12 protein-coding genes, 2 tRNA genes and 1 CRISPR repeat array are annotated in these 18,698 nt (G+C 37.2%); of the genes, 10 read left to right on the forward strand and 4 right to left on the reverse strand.

Features of this window, described 5'->3' with window-relative positions; all coding sequences use genetic code 11:
- Window positions 1-25: 25 nt before the first annotated feature.
- The 6 genes from cas1f to CFY84_RS08510 all read left to right on the forward strand — a co-directional run bounded on the left by cas1f (window position 26) and on the right by CFY84_RS08510 (window position 11,454).
- The gene (cas1f, locus tag CFY84_RS08485) at window positions 26-988 is read left to right on the forward strand and encodes a type I-F CRISPR-associated endonuclease Cas1f (RefSeq protein WP_088823791.1); all 963 of its coding nucleotides are present in this window, start codon (window positions 26-28) and stop codon (window positions 986-988) included.
- Window positions 985-4,014 (forward strand): CRISPR-associated endonuclease Cas3'', encoded by a 3,030-nt coding sequence (locus tag CFY84_RS08490; protein ID WP_088823792.1) that lies wholly within the window; start codon window positions 985-987, stop codon window positions 4,012-4,014. The genes cas1f and CFY84_RS08490 overlap by 4 nt, the downstream gene beginning before the upstream one ends.
- A 91-nt stretch (window positions 4,015-4,105) precedes the next feature.
- Window positions 4,106-5,050 (forward strand): type I-Fv CRISPR-associated protein Cas7fv, encoded by a 945-nt coding sequence (gene cas7fv / locus CFY84_RS08495; protein ID WP_088823793.1) that lies wholly within the window; start codon window positions 4,106-4,108, stop codon window positions 5,048-5,050.
- A gap of 12 nt (window positions 5,051-5,062) precedes the next feature.
- The gene (gene cas5fv / locus CFY84_RS08500; RefSeq protein ID WP_088823794.1) at window positions 5,063-6,085 is read left to right on the forward strand and encodes a type I-Fv CRISPR-associated protein Cas5fv; all 1,023 of its coding nucleotides are present in this window, start codon (window positions 5,063-5,065) and stop codon (window positions 6,083-6,085) included.
- A gap of 9 nt (window positions 6,086-6,094) precedes the next feature.
- Complete coding sequence (gene cas6f, locus CFY84_RS08505) at window positions 6,095-6,700, forward strand: type I-F CRISPR-associated endoribonuclease Cas6/Csy4 (protein WP_088823795.1); 606 nt, start codon at window positions 6,095-6,097, stop codon at window positions 6,698-6,700.
- Between the two features lie 132 nt (window positions 6,701-6,832).
- A CRISPR array of direct repeats spans window positions 6,833-9,140; the repeat unit is 28 nt; unit sequence GTTCACTGCCGCATAGGCAGCTTAGAAA.
- A 130-nt stretch (window positions 9,141-9,270) separates the two neighbouring features.
- Window positions 9,271-11,454: a TonB-dependent receptor family protein gene (locus CFY84_RS08510; protein WP_088823796.1), complete on the forward strand. Its 2,184-nt coding sequence runs from the start codon at window positions 9,271-9,273 to the stop codon at window positions 11,452-11,454.
- 120 nt (window positions 11,455-11,574) lie between these two features.
- Here CFY84_RS08510 and CFY84_RS08515 read toward each other — a convergent pair.
- The 4 genes from CFY84_RS08515 to CFY84_RS08530 form a co-directional block, all read right to left on the reverse strand.
- A tRNA-Glu gene (locus tag CFY84_RS08515) sits at window positions 11,575-11,650 on the reverse strand.
- Window positions 11,651-11,672: 22 nt separating this feature from the next.
- Window positions 11,673-11,748 (reverse strand) — tRNA-Ala (locus CFY84_RS08520).
- 61 nt (window positions 11,749-11,809) lie between these two features.
- Window positions 11,810-13,315, reverse strand: coding sequence for a glutamate--tRNA ligase (gene gltX, locus CFY84_RS08525; protein WP_088823797.1), 1,506 nt, complete (start codon window positions 13,313-13,315; stop codon window positions 11,810-11,812).
- 103 nt (window positions 13,316-13,418) lie between these two features.
- Window positions 13,419-13,745, reverse strand: a complete 327-nt coding sequence (locus CFY84_RS08530) for a DUF4179 domain-containing protein (protein WP_143218780.1) — start codon at window positions 13,743-13,745, stop codon at window positions 13,419-13,421.
- A gap of 361 nt (window positions 13,746-14,106) precedes the next feature.
- Between CFY84_RS08530 and rsmH the strand changes: the two genes are divergently transcribed.
- From rsmH to CFY84_RS08550, 4 genes are read left to right on the forward strand one after another with little or no spacing between them, the layout of a single operon-like run.
- Complete coding sequence (gene rsmH / locus CFY84_RS08535) at window positions 14,107-15,024, forward strand: 16S rRNA (cytosine(1402)-N(4))-methyltransferase RsmH (RefSeq protein WP_088823798.1); 918 nt, start codon at window positions 14,107-14,109, stop codon at window positions 15,022-15,024.
- A gap of 7 nt (window positions 15,025-15,031) precedes the next feature.
- Window positions 15,032-15,373, forward strand: coding sequence for a cell division protein FtsL (gene ftsL / locus CFY84_RS08540; protein ID WP_088823799.1), 342 nt, complete (start codon window positions 15,032-15,034; stop codon window positions 15,371-15,373).
- Window positions 15,374-15,383: 10 nt separating this feature from the next.
- Complete coding sequence (gene ftsI, locus CFY84_RS08545) at window positions 15,384-17,207, forward strand: penicillin-binding protein PBP3 (protein ID WP_088823800.1); 1,824 nt, start codon at window positions 15,384-15,386, stop codon at window positions 17,205-17,207.
- Between the two features lie 5 nt (window positions 17,208-17,212).
- Window positions 17,213-18,694: a UDP-N-acetylmuramoyl-L-alanyl-D-glutamate--2,6-diaminopimelate ligase gene (locus CFY84_RS08550; protein ID WP_088823801.1), complete on the forward strand. Its 1,482-nt coding sequence runs from the start codon at window positions 17,213-17,215 to the stop codon at window positions 18,692-18,694.
- Window positions 18,695-18,698 lie beyond the last annotated feature (4 nt).

Below are 18,698 nucleotides of genomic sequence, written 5' to 3' on the forward strand. Positions count from 1 at the left end.
TGGTCAATTATTAAGTGTATCAAAAATGCAACAGCTCACAGACTTGAAAGCTATTTTACACTCAAAAAGAGCGAATATATATTACTTAGAATATTGCCGTGTTTTGCAAAAAGATGGTCGTGTTTTATATCTAGCAGAATCTAAAAATGAAAATAACTATTGGAATATTCCAATTGCTAATACGACTGTCATTATTTTAGGAATTGGAACATCAATTACTCAAGCTGCTATGCGTATGTTGGCAACTGCAGGTGTACTTGTTGGATTTTCTGGCAGTGGTGCAACACCATTATTTATGGGGAGTGAAATTGAATGGCTCACTCCACAAAGCGAATATCGTCCTACAGAATATATGCAAGGTTGGATGGGTTTTTGGTTTGATGAGCAAAAACGTTTATATGCAGCAAAACAGTTTCAATATGCTCGTATTGATTTTATTCGAAAAGTTTGGGCAAAAGATAAAGATTTAAAAGAGTATGGTTTTTGTATTGATGACGATGACATTGCTTTAGCGATTAAAGGATTTTGCCAAAAAATTGTCGAGGTTAAACGTGTTGGAGATTTATTATTAGCAGAAGCACAAACTACAAAACAACTTTATAAAGTTGCTATCACACGCTGTGGGCAAAAATCATTTATTCGTGACCCACAAGAAGGTGATCTTGCAAATGATTTTTTAAATCACGGTAACTATTTGGCTTACGGGTTGGCAGCAACAACCTTGTGGGTGCTTGGTATTTCACACAGTTTTGCGGTCATGCATGGCAAAACACGCCGTGGAGCATTGGTATTTGATGTTGCAGATTTAGTCAAAGATGCAGTAGTTCTACCTTATGCTTTTATTTGTGCTAAAGAAAAAATGACACAACAAGAGTTTCGTCAGTATTTATTGCAAAAAATGACAGAGCATCAATGTTTAGACTTTATGTTTGATCAAGTTAAATTACAAGCTTGTAAAACATTTGATAAGACTGCAGGTGAAATATGATCGTGACTTTCATTAGTGAGTGTGAAAAAAAGTCGATCCCCAGAACACGCCAAGTTTTAGATGCATTTGCAGATCGAATAGGCAGTTATACATGGCAGACTGTGATTACAGAAGAGGGATTAAATGCAGTCAAGAGATTGTTATTAAGCACTGTAAGTAAAAATACAGCTGTAGCATGTCATCGAATCACTACTCGCAGAACAACAACATTAGTTTGGATCGTTGGAAATAGAAGTAAATTTAATATCCACGGCGTAGTGCCTGTAAATTATACAGCAAAGGAGTTATTTATGGATTTGCCTATAGAAACAAAAACAATTTTAGCAAATACATCTGGACAATCTTTAAGCCAACATCTATTTGCAGTGGGTTATTTAGCACACCAAATTATTGAAAAATTGAATATTAATCATAAAAATTTGGCACAGGCTGCATTTTTAGCTGGAATCTTGCATGATATTGGAAAACTAGATCCACAATTCCAACAATGGTTAGTTAAAAAGATTAGCCCATCTGATGACATTTTCATTCCAGAGGATGGTGTACATATTGATACGACCATTCGAGGATTTAAAGATTTTTCTTTTGAACATCATCCAAGGCACAATGAAATTTCTTGGTTATTGGCTGAATCATTATTAAATAATACACAACTTAACACCTCACAATGTCATCAAATTCTTCATACTATTTATTGGCACCATACACGCCCTTTTCGTAAAGATGATACATTTTTTAATAAAGCAGAAGGAATTGATAAAAAATTTAAAAACTCTTTTACTGAAATGAGCATTGAAAAGTTAACAGAGCAGATTATTGCTATTTTAAAAGATATTCATCAAATAGGATTTCATTTTAAAACTGAGCATTTTGATATTGATAATTTAATACCAAAATGGTCATATAGTTATCAACTTACAAAAAACAGTATTCCTAATTATAAAAATTATAATGAGTTATCTGAAAAAATAGATGAATTTGTTCAAGATATTCAACCAAATGCACTTAATAATTTAGTACGTATGGCAGTGATTAGTGCAGATCGTATTGTATCTAAAATGACTCCTGAAGATTTAACAGAATACTTAGCCGAAGGCACTTTGATTCATGCACTTGATGATATCTGGCAAGATAGCACCGATTTGTCTCAACAAATTCAACGTTGTATTGATCAATTTAATCAAAAGTACCCAAATAGTGAGCGTAATCTTGTACAAGATCAGGCGTCATCTAAACTTGCCGAACTACAAGAAGATGCAGAATTTGACGGTGGATCAAATGTAACTGTTCTTCAAGGCCCAGCAGGTTGTGGTAAAACCAAGATTGCACTTGAATGGGCTTTAAAAACTAAAGTGCAGAAAATTATTTGGATTTGTCCGAGAGTTCAAGTGTGTTTAGGTATTTTACATGACTTAACAGCAGAAGATTACTTGCCGAATAGCCGTATTGAAATCATGACTGGTGAATATAAAAAAATATTACATGGCGGAATAAGTTTTGATGATGCGCCTGAAACTGAGTCTGATCAATATTTTACTGGTGATATTATTATCACTACGATTGATCAAGTCATTAATACTGTTATTTCGCATCAGAAAATTGGAGGTATGATGGATTTTATGCAAGCACATGTTGTATTTGATGAGTTTCATGAATTGATTGTTATGCCAGCATTTAATTTGTTTTTTGCAGAGTTGATTGAAGCAAAAAAATTTAAAAAACATGAAGCAAATACATTATTAGTTTCTGCAACACCTCATGATTTTTATATAGAACATATTTTAAAGATAGACCCAAATTATATTGTACATGTACCAAGTTTTAACCAAGCTAACTATAAAATTGAGTTTGTGAGCTATGATGAAACAAGTGAATCTAGTCCGCTCATTACAACAACTATGAACCAAGATCAGACTACATTTGTGATTACCAATACTGCACAAGATGCCCAACTTGGTTTTCTACTTCATCAACATCAAGAAAATAGTATTTTACTGCATTCAAAATATACCAAAACAGATAAATCAACATGGTTTAATCGAGTGTTTGAAAGTTTTAGCAGAAATGGAGAGCAACGTTATCAAATTTTAAGAAGTGGCCCAATTGTACAGGCTTCACTCAATATTAGTTGTGAGCGTATGTATACTGATTTAACGAGCGCTGAAAACTGGTTGCAGAGACTAGGCAGGCTAGATCGTTTTGATAGTAATCATTCCATTAATGTATATACGACTGTTTTTCCAAAATCTATTGAGCAAGCCAAGCAAACGAGCCAAAAAGCAAAATTTTTAGCTAATATGAATGTTTGGCAAAGTACATTAGCTTGGTTACGCTTTTTACAAAGCAATATAGAGAGTGAGTCAGTCATTAAAATTCATGATTTATATATCATCTACCAAAAATTTTATGCTGATAGTTCAAGTCGAAAATATATTGTAAAAGATTTAGAAAAATCTTTACGAGAAAGTGTTCAGTTAATCCAGCATAAAGTGATGGATCCCATCAGTATGCCAAGCCGAAATAAAAATAATAAAAACGGTATTGCTAAAATTGCAAATGGATCACTTCGTGGAGATAGTCGTTTTGTACAGATGGCTGTATGCGAAGTAAATCATTGCCTAGAATATACATTTGTAAATGAGTATGCTTATTCTGAGCAACATGATCATACAAGCAGCAGTATAGGTTTAACAGAATCGGTCGATCGCATACAGGGTGGTCGCTTCGAAATGAGAGATAGCAATAAAAATCTATTGGCTTTTATGCATGCAAAGCACCATAACATTATTAAAGCTAAACAATCAGAGATTGAATATAAAAAAACATATCGAGATTGGGAGTTACTTAAATTGGCTCGCTCTCCTGAGTATCCGATTTATTTAAGCTATATTCCATTGGATTTAGAATCTGTAGGAGGCGAGCAGGTCAGACATAATTATGCAATTTACTATGTCAAAACCATTAAGCAGCCTGTGGGTATGATGAGCATTGATAAGCTGATTCAACCTCAATCTATTGAGGCATGAGTTTTTCAATATTGTTGCTTATGCAGCAGGAAATGTAACTTTACAACATATGATTAAATAATTTTATAGAAATAATACTGGAATCATAACAATGGAAAAAGTAACAGGCATTAAAAGTGTTGATTTTAAAATTCGTGCGTTTGGTCATGGCGTTGTTAACTGGAATGGACCAACGACATTAAGTAATGAAGGACGTACTGTAGATAATCACACACTTCCTAAATTACGTGGTTATACAAACCTTACAGGAAAAATAAAAGAAGACACAGGATATAAGTATAAAAAAGAAGCAGCAGATATTAACTTTAAAGAAACACCTTTATATATTAGTCAAAACTGTATTCGCCATCATTTATTTCGGGATCAAGCTTTTGATTTACACTTTGCTGCAGAAAAAAGTTTAGAGCAAGTCTTGGCATCATTTACTGGGCTCATTCGCGGTTATGTTGTGCCATCTAGTCAATGTAAACGTACCAGTCCTTTATTACTTGAAGATTTTGTTGACCAATTACATAACGGTAATTTTGAACAATTTGGACAAGCTGGTGAACGTGATAGCTCATCTTTTTTTTCTAAAACAACGTTTGGAGATACTGAATATATTTCTCACGGATCTATCAGTATAGAGCAACTGGCGTTTATTTCTTTAGATAATAAATTTGATCGTGCTGCAATGATTATTAAAGATAATCAAGGTCAAAAAATCGCTCAAACCATACAAGGTTTTATCCAATCGCTTGCGCCAGAACGTCATCCTAAGGCTATTTTCCATACAAATTACGTGCGTAAAGGTACAATTTATCAAGAAGGTGAAGTTGGAATATTACTCGATCAAGAGGCAGTTGATATTTTAGTTAAGGCAACGTTGGAGCTCATTTCTGAACTATCCATCCGTCAAGCGAAGGGTTACATGTACGTTGATAGTGTGGAGGTAGATTATAATGATAGTAATAAAATGATGAGAATAAAACGTAGTCCTCATGAAATATCATCTGATGCTAAAACTGACTATGCTGTTTATTTTTCAGCAAAATAAATTGAGGATCATATGAGAATAATCATTGACTATGAGTCCTCTTGGCGAAATTCATTTTTAGATGGAAGTAATGATGAACCTTTACCTAAAAAAGGGCGTAATTTTATTGCTTCTATGACTGAACTCAAAAAACCTGAAAATTTTTATCCTAGAGCTGTCAATAAAAATACTGTTATGGGCATATTAAGTCGCCTTATTGGAGACCAACGTAAGTTGTATAGCGCACGTCAAAGTGAATATTATTATTTTGCAGATAAAGAGCAGGTTATTACTTTTCAAGATAAACCACATGTTATTAACCATGAAATGACTTATCTTCGTAATATGAAAGGAAGCACAGATCAAAATTCATTTACAGGAATGATTAATGTTAATGACCCTGTATTTTTGTCTGACTATTCAAAGGAGTTTTGGGGCATATTGTCGCTGAGTTTAGAGCAGCTATGTGACTTTATTCTAGATGACGTGTGTGTAAATGATCTAGACATTACGTATTCAGCGCTTCTTGATCCTGTCTCTATCTTAAATCGTTTAAGTGATATTGGTAAAATGAAACCTATTGTTGCTGAACCTCGGATAAAGCAAGCATCAGAGAAGTTGGAACAGTTGTTTGATAAATATAAGCCACTGAATACCAAGGGGCTACAGCTTATTTTACCTATGTATTGTTCGGCACTGTATTTACAGTTAAATCAGTTGGAAAAAAAATACAACATGGCAACTGCTAAATCTAAAATGGGTGGAATTAGTGGTATTTCAAATAATGGCTTTACTTCAAAAGATTTTATGGACAAGTATACAACGGGTGCGAAAAAACTGATTTATGGTAGTCCATACCTTCATGAACAGTATATTAAAGGTGAAGGTAAGGTGAAACATTATTTAACTAAAGCCAGTGGTCAACTTGAGATTACTTTAGATATTTCAACAGATACAGCTAAAGAGTTAAAAAGAATGATAGATGATGCAGGCGTATCAAGCTTTTATTTAGGAAAGAAAGGCTTAGCTTATGTGTCCGCAATGCATTTACGATAAAGGAAGACTATGAATTATTACATAGAATTAACTTTACTTGATCAGCCCGACCTCATGTGCTTTGAGCTGTGGTCAAAGGTTTATCTACAGTTACATATTGCTTTTGTTGAACATAAAGATGAGCAACAAAAAGTATTTTTTGGCGTTTCATTTCCACAGTATCAATATAATCAACAAAAAAATATAGGTTCTTTAGGTACTAAAATTCGTGTTTTTGCTCAAACAAAAGATCAGCTAGAACAGCTTAATCTTACTCGATGGTTAGAGCACTTGACAGATTATGTACATTTGACTTCTGTTCGTGAAGTTCCTCAAAACGTTAAAGGGTATGCTTTTTATAAAAGAAAGCAGTTGAAAACGGGTGCACCACGTTTAGCTCGGCGTCGAGTGAAACGCGGTGATATTACATATGAAGAGGCTTTAGCTCGTTATAATCAAGTTGTTAAGACGACTAATTTGCCTTATGTTCAGTTGCTTAGTTTGAGTACTTCAAATGAGCAAGAGAAGAAAAGTTTTAAATTATTTATTGAAAAGGAGTCGATAGAAGCAGTAACTCAAAGCGAAGTTTTTAGCTGTTATGGATTGAGTTCAGTGAGTGCAGTACCTGAGTTTTAACCCAATTAATTTTTCACTCTTTAAAATCTTAATGAAATGAATAAGTTATAACTTTAAGTATAAATATTGGTGTTTATGCAAATTCAATACTTAACTTATTGTTATAACTATATTTTTTGTGTTATTTTTATTGTTCACTGCCGCATAGGCAGCTTAGAAAATGCCCATAGTGTAGATTTAGGTAGGTTTTGGGTTCACTGCCGCATAGGCAGCTTAGAAATGTTTCACAATATTTTTCATCTAAATCTTTTTGTTCACTGCCGCATAGGCAGCTTAGAAATGTCTTTAGCGGTTGCATGAAAAAGGGCAGTAGTTCACTGCCGCATAGGCAGCTTAGAAAACTAAATGGTGTAAATGGCGTATCGCAAACAAGTTCACTGCCGCATAGGCAGCTTAGAAAAAATTTTAGACATAAAAAAAGCACCCTTCGGTGTTCACTGCCGCATAGGCAGCTTAGAAAAATCTTGATTTATGGTCTTCATGGTCGCGTAAGTTCACTGCCGCATAGGCAGCTTAGAAACACTTTAACTATGGCCAACAACATCAACGGTAGTTCACTGCCGCATAGGCAGCTTAGAAAATACATTACCGCCAAGACATGTAGGTGTATAAGTTCACTGCCGCATAGGCAGCTTAGAAATACTGTTAGTAGAATGATCAACGAATTAGATGGTTCACTGCCGCATAGGCAGCTTAGAAAAAATTCCCGCCATCTTTTAAAGTAGCGAAAACGTTCACTGCCGCATAGGCAGCTTAGAAAAATCGTAATTAACACGATACGCATTGGTTATGGTTCACTGCCGCATAGGCAGCTTAGAAAATACATCGACAACACCTGTTAAGTTAGCAATAGTTCACTGCCGCATAGGCAGCTTAGAAATTATGATGAATGCACTTGAGAGAGCAAAGGCTGTTCACTGCCGCATAGGCAGCTTAGAAAGATAACAAGTTTATGTTCATCAAATTCACCATGTTCACTGCCGCATAGGCAGCTTAGAAATCTAGCAATATCAACAATAGATTCTTTGTATCGTTCACTGCCGCATAGGCAGCTTAGAAAATTTAGCTTGTGCTGTAGAGTAGTAATAATCAGTTCACTGCCGCATAGGCAGCTTAGAAAAATTGATACACAGAAGTACAAAGGCTTGATGCGTTCACTGCCGCATAGGCAGCTTAGAAATAGTCAAAATGAATACATCCTTGTTCCTCAGTGTTCACTGCCGCATAGGCAGCTTAGAAAATTGGGAATTGATGTTTACTCGGTCTTTATTTGTTCACTGCCGCATAGGCAGCTTAGAAATGTAATCCATTCATATACTTGTTGCATTTCGGGTTCACTGCCGCATAGGCAGCTTAGAAAGATACTATCTCTTGCTGTTTGAATATCCATTAGTTCACTGCCGCATAGGCAGCTTAGAAAAATCCATGCCGTGTAAAAACTTCTACGATGTCGTTCACTGCCGCATAGGCAGCTTAGAAAGTTTTAGGAGCATGCAAATGATTGAACCGAAAGTTCACTGCCGCATAGGCAGCTTAGAAAATATTTAACTACATTTTTGACAGGTAACTAGCGTTCACTGCCGCATAGGCAGCTTAGAAATAAATACGATTATCTAGCAATTGTTTCAAAATGTTCACTGCCGCATAGGCAGCTTAGAAATTCAGGCAATGGTGAATAGTTTTGACGACCACGTTCACTGCCGCATAGGCAGCTTAGAAATGTATCTTCGGCATCTGCTTTAACAGATTTAGGTTCACTGCCGCATAGGCAGCTTAGAAATGATCAAAAGCTTGTTACATCGTCTTATCAAAGTTCACTGCCGCATAGGCAGCTTAGAAAATTCATCTTCGCTAATGTAATCACTAAGAAGAGTTCACTGCCGCATAGGCAGCTTAGAAATCCATTGCCTCTGATATTTCAGAATGGATTAGGTTTACTGCCGCATAGGCAGCTTAGAAAAGCCTTAACAGCTGCATCATAAGAATCCTTAAGTTTACTGCCGCATAGGCAGCTTAGAAATAAAGGGAAATACCCTGACCGTGAAAGTTTCCGTTTACTGCCGCATAGGCAGCTTAGAAACATGCCATAAGTGTCATCAGTAATGGTCCTAAGTTTACTGCCGCATAGGCAGCTTAGAAATGATAGAAGATCACATTATTCACAGTGGCATTGTTTACTGCCGCATAGGCAGCTTAGAAAAACGAAACCGCCAATCTTTAACGCGCCTTGAAGTTTACTGCCGCATAGGCAGCTTAGAAATATCAGCATACAATGCATATAACGACTTACAGGTTCACTGCCGCATAGCCAGCTTAGAAAAATAGCCGATGGTACGACTTTGACAATATGGCGTTCACTGCCGCATAGGCAGCTTAGAAACCAAGTAACATAATTATCATGTTTAACTAATTGTTCACTGCCGCATAGGTAGCTTAGGTAATGGCTATTTTTTATACTTAGATTTAAAATCGTGATTAAAATCTTATTTATTAGTGCAAATGAGAATGATAGTTGTATTAATTTAATTTTTTGTTAGTATTTAAAGTCAATATTACATTTATTCATTTTTATGAAAAACAAATGCATTTTAGTCTCAAAGTTAAGATATACCCAATGCGCTCTAGCTGTTTTAATTGCGGTTGGAACGCTAACATATGCTCATGCTGAAAATAACAACAGTAAAGCGGCTGTGTTAGAAACAATTCAACTGCAAGCACAAGGAAATTGGTTGGATGATGTAACTGCTAAAAAAGTATTTGAACATGCAGGTGCACGTACAATTATAGATCGTAAACGACTAGATGAGACAGCATCAGTTACAATCAAGGATGCACTTAAACAAGTTCCTGGTGTACAAGTTCAAGATAATGCCGGAACAGCAGGTAGTGATTTATCACTTAGTTTTGGAGTGCGCGGATTAACATCGCGTTTTTCACCACGTTCAACTGTATTGATGGATGGGGTACCGTTGGCATTTGCACCTTATGGCCAGCCACAATTATCTTTAGCACCGACTAGTTTAGGTAATATTGAATCAATTGATGTGATTCGTGGCGCAGGTTCTGTACGTTTTGGGCCTCAAAATGTGGGCGGAATTATTAACTTTAATACGCGGTCTATACCAAAGCAGTTTCAAGGCAATATTGCTATGACGACTGAAATTGCACGAAATGGTAATGTAAAGTTAAGCCCTAATCTTTTTTTAGGTACAACGCTCGATAACGGATTAGGCCTTGCGCTACTTTATTCAGGAACTCAAGGTAATGGGTATCGTGACAGTAATGACCATAATAATATTAATGATGTCATTTTTAAAACCGCGTATGCATTTACAGATCAGGATCAAATAGAATTTAATCTTCATCGTTATGATGGTAAAGCAGATATGCCCGGAGGGTTAACGACTCAAGAGTATAAAGCTGACTCAAATCAATCTACTCGACCGTACGACTATTTTGAAGGGCATCGTACAGATGGCGCTTTAAAGTATACACATAAAGATGATGCTAATACATTTGAGCTACTGGCATACCATACAGATACGTATCGTAATGCTGTAATGGAAAAAATAAACGATACAGATAAAAATAAAAAGCAATTACGTAATGCACCAAGAACATATCAAGTGACTGCATTTGAACCACGTTATTCACATGCTTACGTATTAGGTAATACAGCCAATGAAATATCGATAGGCTACCGTTATTTGAATGAAGACAGTAAAGAGTATATTGGGCGTAGTGCTTGGTATAAAAATGGTACAACACCTTTATCTGTAGATGGTTATAGTGCGGCCGCAGGTAAAACAATTGCACATGCGGTATATTTGGACAATCGTATAGATTTAGGAGCATGGTCAATTACGCCAGGCGTTCGTTTTGAATCGATCAAAACAAGAGAAAATTACTACAAATTAAATGCCAATAATAGTATTAAAAATGAAGTCAGTACACATGTGAAATCTAATGAAGTTTTGCCTAACTTATCTGTACTTTATAAAGTAAATGACCAGTGGAATGTATTCGCAAATTATGGGATTTCATTTGGTCCACAGCAATATAGCCAGATGGCAAAAATTGATGACACCAGTAAACTTGCGGTATCACAAACAGATGGTTTAAACCCAGAAAAAGCAAAAAATTATGAAATAGGAACACATTATTTAGGTGATGCACTCACAGCTGAATTTACTGTATTTTATATTGATTTTGATCAAGAATTATTACGTTATAATTTAGGTGGTACAGAAGGCTGGACTAATTTGGGTGCGACTAAACATATGGGCTTTGAGTTTGGTGCTCGTTATGATTTTGGTCAGCTAAATGATGCACTAACAGGTTTAAGTACATATACTAATTTAACTTATACCCATGCTACAGCAGCAGCTGGCATTAGAAAAGGAAAGGATCTTTCATTTTCTTCGCGTTGGGTCGCTAATATTGGTTTAGGGTATAAGTATGAACAGTGGTCGATTAATACCGATGTGTTTGCTCAATCAAAACAAGTCGCACCCAATAAAGATGATTTAGTAGTTGAGGATTCTGCTGCTATGTATGGCTCTATTCCTGGCTATGCAACAATGGCTGTGCGCGTAGGTTATGATTTAAGTCGATATTTAAATGGTTTTAAAGTTGCAGCAGGTATTAAAAATATGTTTGATAAAAACTATTTTACTCGTTCCTCTGATGCAAATGGTGGTAAGTTTCAAGGACAACCAAGAACTATCTTTTTACAGACCTCATTTGATTTTTAGTCATAATATAAAGGTGCATTATTTGTACCTTTTTTAATTTTTTATACCATTAATGATTGAATATATTTTTATTGAGTTATAAAAAAAGCCACTATGCAATATAGTGGCTTTTTTAGAATTTGGCGTCCCTACGGGGATTCGAACCCCGGTTACCGCCGTGAAAGGGCGATGTCCTAGGCCTCTAGACGATAGGGACATATAATACACATTTAGCGACTTGGTGGAGCCAAGCAGGATCGAACTGCTGACCTCTACAATGCCATTGTAGCGCTCTACCAACTGAGCTATGACCCCAGTGGCCGTGTGAGCGCTATAATAGGGTGATCACTTTACCGCGTCAAGAGAAAATATAAATTTATGAATCAATTGCATCATTTTTCGGCAATTGGATTGATTCATTGAGTTTTTCCCATACTTTAACTTCTTTTTTGCTTGGTGCACCCACCACATCTAAAGCATGGCGTAAGCGCGCGTATGTTAAATCAGGACCAATGGTGACCATTGCTTGCATAATTGGGGTCGCACTGGTTGAGCCTGCAATTGCAATAAAGAAGGTTGGCATGAAATCACGTAGTTTGATCTCCATTTGATTGGCTAAGTCCATCAAAATTTGGCTAACAGTTTCGTTATTCCATGTAAATGTTTTTTCTAAACGCCAAATGGCAAATTGTAAACTTTGACGAACTTGCTCAGGAGTCAATTTTTTATGTTCAAACATTTCAGCCGTTAGATTCGGTTTATGATTGAAATATAACGTTGACCATTGCACAGCTTCAGACAATAAATGGATACGTGGTTGAATTGCTTGCGCAATGTCTTCTAGTTTTTGCGTGTTATTTTGCCAATTTAAAATACGCTGTAACAGTTCTGTTGGGGTCAATGATTTGATCCATTGGCTATTTAACCAATTGAGTTTTTCCACATCAAACACGGGTCCACCTAATGAAACACGTTCAATATTAAAATTCGCAATCATGTCAGCCAAGGTGAAAACTTCTTGCTCATCTGGCATTGACCAGCCCATACGACCTAAATAGTTTAAAAGAGCTTCTGGCAGTACCCCAATATCTTTGTAGTAATTGATTGAAGTTGGGTTCTTACGCTTAGATAATTTTGATTTATCAGGATTTCTAAGCAATGGCATATGACAGAGCGTTGGCATATCCCAGCCAAAATATTGATATAGCAATTGATGTTTTGGTGCGGATGGTAACCATTCTTCACCACGAATAACATGCGTAATTTCCATCAAATGGTCATCTACCACATTGGCTAAATGATATGTTGGTAAGCCATCTGTTTTTAACAGAATTTGCATATCTACTTGAGCCCATGGAATTTCAACTTCACCACGTAACAAGTCATTGAATTGACAGGTTCCATTCGCTGGGACTTTCATGCGAATTACATGTGGTTCGCCTGCAGCCAAGCGACGTTGTACTTCTTCATCTGACAGTGCCAAGCCACGGCCATCATATTTTGGTGTTTCACCACGCGCTTGCTGTTCAGCGCGCATTTGATCTAATTCTTCTGGGGTTGCGAAACAGTAAAAAGCATGACCTTTTTCAACTAAGTCAAGTGCATATTGCTTATAAATCCCCATACGCTCAGATTGGCGGTATGGTGCATGTTGTCCGCCAATATCAGGACCTTCTGACCATTCAATGCCAAGCCAACGCAGTGAGTCTAAAATCATTTTTTCTGATTCAGGAGTAGATCGCTGTTGGTCAGTGTCTTCAATACGTAAAATAAATTCGCCTTGGTGTTGTTTAGCAAAGCATAAATTAAACAAGGCAATATATGCCGTTCCAACGTGTGGAAAGCCTGTAGGGGATGGGGCAATACGGGTACGGACAGTCATAATAAATTCTAATTTAAGTCTAAATTAAATCTATTATAGCGAAAAAAAACAGCAGAACGCGATGATTAACGACATGTAAACACATCGTTTTTTCATGAATACGCTATGATTCATGTGGAGAGAAAAAGTTTTGAATGAAGCGTGAAAAACTCTGATGTTGCGCAGCAAAAAAGTTCTGTGAGCGAATCGTGGTGATGATTTTAATATCATCATTGTTTAAATTAGGCTCATTTAAACTTTGTTTTTGTTTATTAAGCGCTTGCTCAATAAAAGATGTATTTTTATGTGAGATATCTTTTTTGATGAGCAATGGCATTGTAGTCGTGGGTAAAACAGGTGCTTTATCCAACTTATCAATATTACTTGCATAACTTTGAGAGATCGGTGCACTTAAACACAAGCTAACCATAACCAAACGGATCAATGTCATCTCACTTTAACCTTTTCAAACAATCAATACAGCCACACCATCATTTACATAATGCAGGTTATCGGCTGGCGTGCAGCTTACCCCAAAATTTGATAAATGAATACGTATTTGTTTTACAAAATGTGTACAGTGGCTATTGTTACATTCTATTAATGTCTTATAACAAATCAATGTGTATTAAAAATGAACATGTCTGTCCATTGTGTAAATAGACGCAAAAAACTGTAAAACATGTTGGTCTTTAGAAAAAAATGATAATAAGCGCTAAAAATTAATATTTTCCTACAAAAAGCCATTTGGCACTTGCTATAAAGCTAGAGATAATATGCAATTAGATTCTCATTCTTTGATGTTGTGTTTTATGTCCCATATTTCTGTACTGCTTAATGAAACGATCGATGCATTATTGGCTCACCAAAACACAGGAATATATGTTGATGCAACATTTGGCCGAGGCGGTCATAGCAAAGCACTGTTAGCACAATTAGACCAAAATAGCCGTTTATATGCATTTGATAAAGATCCACAAGCACTTGCTGTAGCACAAGATTTAGCCAAAGAAGATTCACGTTTTCACATTATTCATGCAAGTTTTGCTGATTTAGCAACCTCGCTTGCTGCACTTGGAATTACACAAGTTGATGGCATTATGGCGGATTTAGGCGTATCTTCCCCACAACTTGACCAAGCAGAGCGCGGTTTTAGTTTTATGAACAATGGGCCGCTTGATATGCGTATGGACAACTCAAGTGGTCCAACTGCACGTGAATGGTTGCTAAGCATAGAAGAAGAAGCTTTGGCCAATATTATTTTTAAATATGGTGAAGAGCGTTATAGTCGTCGAATTGCAAAAGCAATTAAAATGGCAGGCGATATCGAAACAACTGCGGAATTGGCAGAGCTGGTTAAACGAGCACACCCAAAATGGGAAAAAAATAAGCATGCAGCCACGCGGACATTCCAAGCCATTCGAATTGCAATCAATAAAGAACTTGACGATATTGAAGCTTTTTTACCGCAGGCGGTTTCTTTATTGAAACCCAAAGGGCGATTGGCTGTGATTAGTTTTCACTCTTTAGAAGATCGAATGATTAAACAGTTTATTCAAAAAGAATCAACCTTACCTGAAGATTCAGGGTGGGGATTACCACAACAACAAGTTGACTCAAGACGATTAAAAAAAATAGCACGTGTATCTGCAAGTGCAGATGAAGTTAAAGGAAATCCTCGCTCTCGAAGTGCATGGTTGCGTGTGGCAGAAGGGCTTGGCGAAATATAGGCACATCATGAATAAAGACGTCTTAGTTGAAGAAGACAAACCTCGCGGATTGTCGGTCGTACATAAAAAACTGATTACATATTTAATTATGGTTGTACTCATTTTCATTAGTGCCACTATGGTGGTATTTGAAGTTTATGAGTATCGACATGATTATCGTCAAATGACCACGTATTTACGTGAGCAAGATGATTTAAATGCAGAATGGGGACGGCTTTTAATTGAGCAGCAAACCTTTGGTTCGACCTCTCAGATTGGTACAAGAGCAGTGACACAATTGCGGATGTTTTCACCTCCAACCTCTGACACCATTGTTATCTCTTTACCATCACTAGAGCAAAATAAATAGGATTTGCTCTATGGCTGAAAAACACATGAAGAACACGCGTAAAATAAAACACTCAGTCACTGAGAAACCAACAGTTGCATTTGATAAATGGCGTTTTTATCTGATGTGGGGCATTGTCCTGTTGTGCTTTTTTGCATTAATTGCACGAGCTTTTTATGTTCAAGTCATTGATAAAGCCTTTTTACAAACTAAAGCCAATGCATTAATTCAGCGAGATCAAAAAATAGCGCCTATGCGTGGTGTGATTAGTGATCGAAATGGTGTGCCTTTGGCGATCAGCTCACCCATTATGAAAATTGTCATGGACCCACGTGACTATTTTGAAAATAAAAAGCTCTATGATGAAATGACAGCACCATCGACAGATGGAAAAAGAAAAAAACCAAAACAAAAATTGCCAGATAAAGATTTTAATTTGGATGAGTTGGCCGATGCTGTAGGGATGAACCGTGAAGAGCTTAAACAAAAAATGCTTGCGCATCCACGTTCTCGTTATTTGGTGTTGAAAACAGAAGTGCCGCCACCAGAAGCAGATGTTATTTTACAGCGTAATTTCCAAGGTGTTTATACTGAAAAATCATATAAACGTTATTATCCACAGCCTCAGCCGAATGCACAAATTATTGGTCTAACCAATAATGACAGCAAAGGGGTGGAAGGCTTAGAAATGAAGCTGAATAAAGAGCTCACAGGTGAAGCTGGGTTACAAACCAATATTCGCGATAAGTTTGGTAATCGTGTGCGTGATCCTGAAGTGGTTCGACCGGTTGAAAATGGTAAAAACTTTACTTTAAGTATTGATTCTCGCATTCAATATGTCATGTATCGTGAGTTGACAGCAGCAGGTGTTGCGAATAACGCACGTTCAGCAACAGCGATTGCAGTGGATGTAAAAACAGGTGAAATTTTGGCGATGACCAGTTGGCCATCTTATAATCCAAATGATAAAAATGATTTAAGCAATAAAGATGCGATGCGTAACCGGGGTGCAATTGATATGTTTGAGCCAGGCTCAACCATGAAACCATTTACCATTGCTGCTGCATTAGAAAGTGGTAAATACAGCACATCGTCGATTATAGATACACATCCAGGTTCTATGCGAATTGGTTGGCATACCATTCGTGATACCCATGACCATGGTGTATTAACTCTAGCTGGTGTGATTATCAAATCATCTAACGTCGGTTCTGCGAAGATTGCATTATCGCTACCTTCAACCACCTTGCCAACAACATTCAGACGTTTTGGTTTTGGCTCTAAATCGGCTGTGCGTTTTCCTGGTGAAAGTGCAGGTTTAATCTTGCCGCAAAAGTATTTAAATGTTTCTGAAATTGGCACCATGGCCTATGGTTATGGCCTTAATGCCACGGTGTTACAGTTGGCTCAAGGCTATGCCATGCTTGCGAATCATGGTAAAGAAATTCCATTGTCATTGTATAAGCGTGACAAGCCTGCTGAGGCCAAACAAGTCTTAGAGCCTAAAATTGCCGATGAAATTGTGAGTATGCTTGAACAAGTCACATTGCCCGGCGGTACCGCAAGACAAGCCCAAATTCCTGGTTATCGTGTAGGTGGTAAAACAGGTACGGCACATAAATTAAATCCTGATCGTAAAGGTTATTCAAAAACACAATATCGTGCATTGTTTGCAGGGATTGCACCGATCAGTGACCCACGTATTGCCATGATTGTGGTGGTGGAAAACCCACAAGGTGCCTACTATGGTGGCTTGGTGGCAGCACCTGTATTTTCTCGCATGATGCAAGAGTCATTGCGCTTATTGAATGTACCACTTGATAAACCCTTACAGCCTACAAACCCTCGGCGATAGAGAGAATGTCGATGACTTTAAACACAATTTGCGGCACTACATATTCAGAAGCATGGGCAAACGAGGCTTTTGAAGGGTTTTGTCTAGACAGCCGTTATGTGCGTCCCAAACAAATTTTTATTGCTTTAAACAGTTATACCCGACCTGAAAAAACCATTGAATTTGCCCAAGCTGCTTTAAATAAAGGTGCTTTGGCAATTATTTCTGAAGTCCCACTTGACCTTATACCGTGTGTGGTTTGTCCAGAGGTTCGGCAGCAAATGGGGCTTTGGCAAAAACATTATTTACAACAAAAATATGCCATTGATCCACCACCTGTATTGGCAGTGACAGGGACCAATGGAAAAACCACCATTGCTCGCTTAATGGCTGAATTATTAACTTTAAATCATTTATGTTGTGCAGTGATGGGAACCACAGGCAATGGAATACTTCCTCATTTAGTACCTGCAACACATACCACAGCAGATGCACTTACATTGCAAGACATGCTGTTTGAATATGCACAAGACGGTGCTCATTTTGTGGCACTTGAGGCCAGTTCACATGGTTTAGTGCAAGGGCGTTTGGTCGGTTGTGATATTCAAGTGGCTGTGTATAGTAATTTAAGCCGTGATCATTTAGATTTTCATCATACGCTTGATGCTTATGCGACAGCAAAAGCTCAGTTATTTGCTTTACCTTCGTTAAAAACTGTAGTGATTAATTTAGATGATGACTATGCCGAGTTAATGTTAACGACTGCGCGTCAAAACCCTGCTCAACCTAAAATTTTGACCTATTCAAGACAAGCATCAAATGCTGATTTTTTTGTTGATCAGATTGAGTTTAATTTAAAAGGTGCGCAGTTTAAATTACATACGCCAAAAGGCTTGATTGAAATAAGCAGTCCATTATTGGGCCAATTTAATATTGAAAATCTAGTGGCCAGTTTGGCTGCAGTCAGTGCAGTTGGTGTAGATTTGCATCCGCTTGCGCCTAAATTACATCAACTTGTCGGTGCGCCAGGACGCATGCAAGTGATCGAAGACAATCAGCGGTTATTTATTGTGGATTATGCGCATACACCCGATGCACTGTCACAAGTATTAATCAGTTTAAAACGTCATGTAGATCATCAATTGTGGGCCATCTTTGGTTGTGGTGGTGACCGTGATCGAGGCAAAAGACCGTTAATGACTCAAGCGGCTTTAACACATGCAGATCAAGTGGTATTGACCTCTGACAATCCAAGAACTGAGCCTAAAGCACAAATTTTTGCAGATATGATAGAGGGAGTGGATCTGTCTACAGCAACATGTCAAAACATCCAAGATCGCCGTGATGCAATACGTTATGCGGTACAGCATGCTCAAGCTGGGGATATTATTGTGATCGCGGGTAAAGGGCATGAAAATTACCAAGAGATTGATGGTGTAAGACATTGGTTTGATGATGTCGTCGAAGTGAAATTGGCATTAGGGCATATGCCTGATGCTGCAAATTAAGTGG

Source organism: Acinetobacter apis (assembly GCF_900197575.1).
Taxonomy (GTDB): Bacteria; Pseudomonadota; Gammaproteobacteria; order Pseudomonadales; family Moraxellaceae; genus Acinetobacter; species Acinetobacter apis.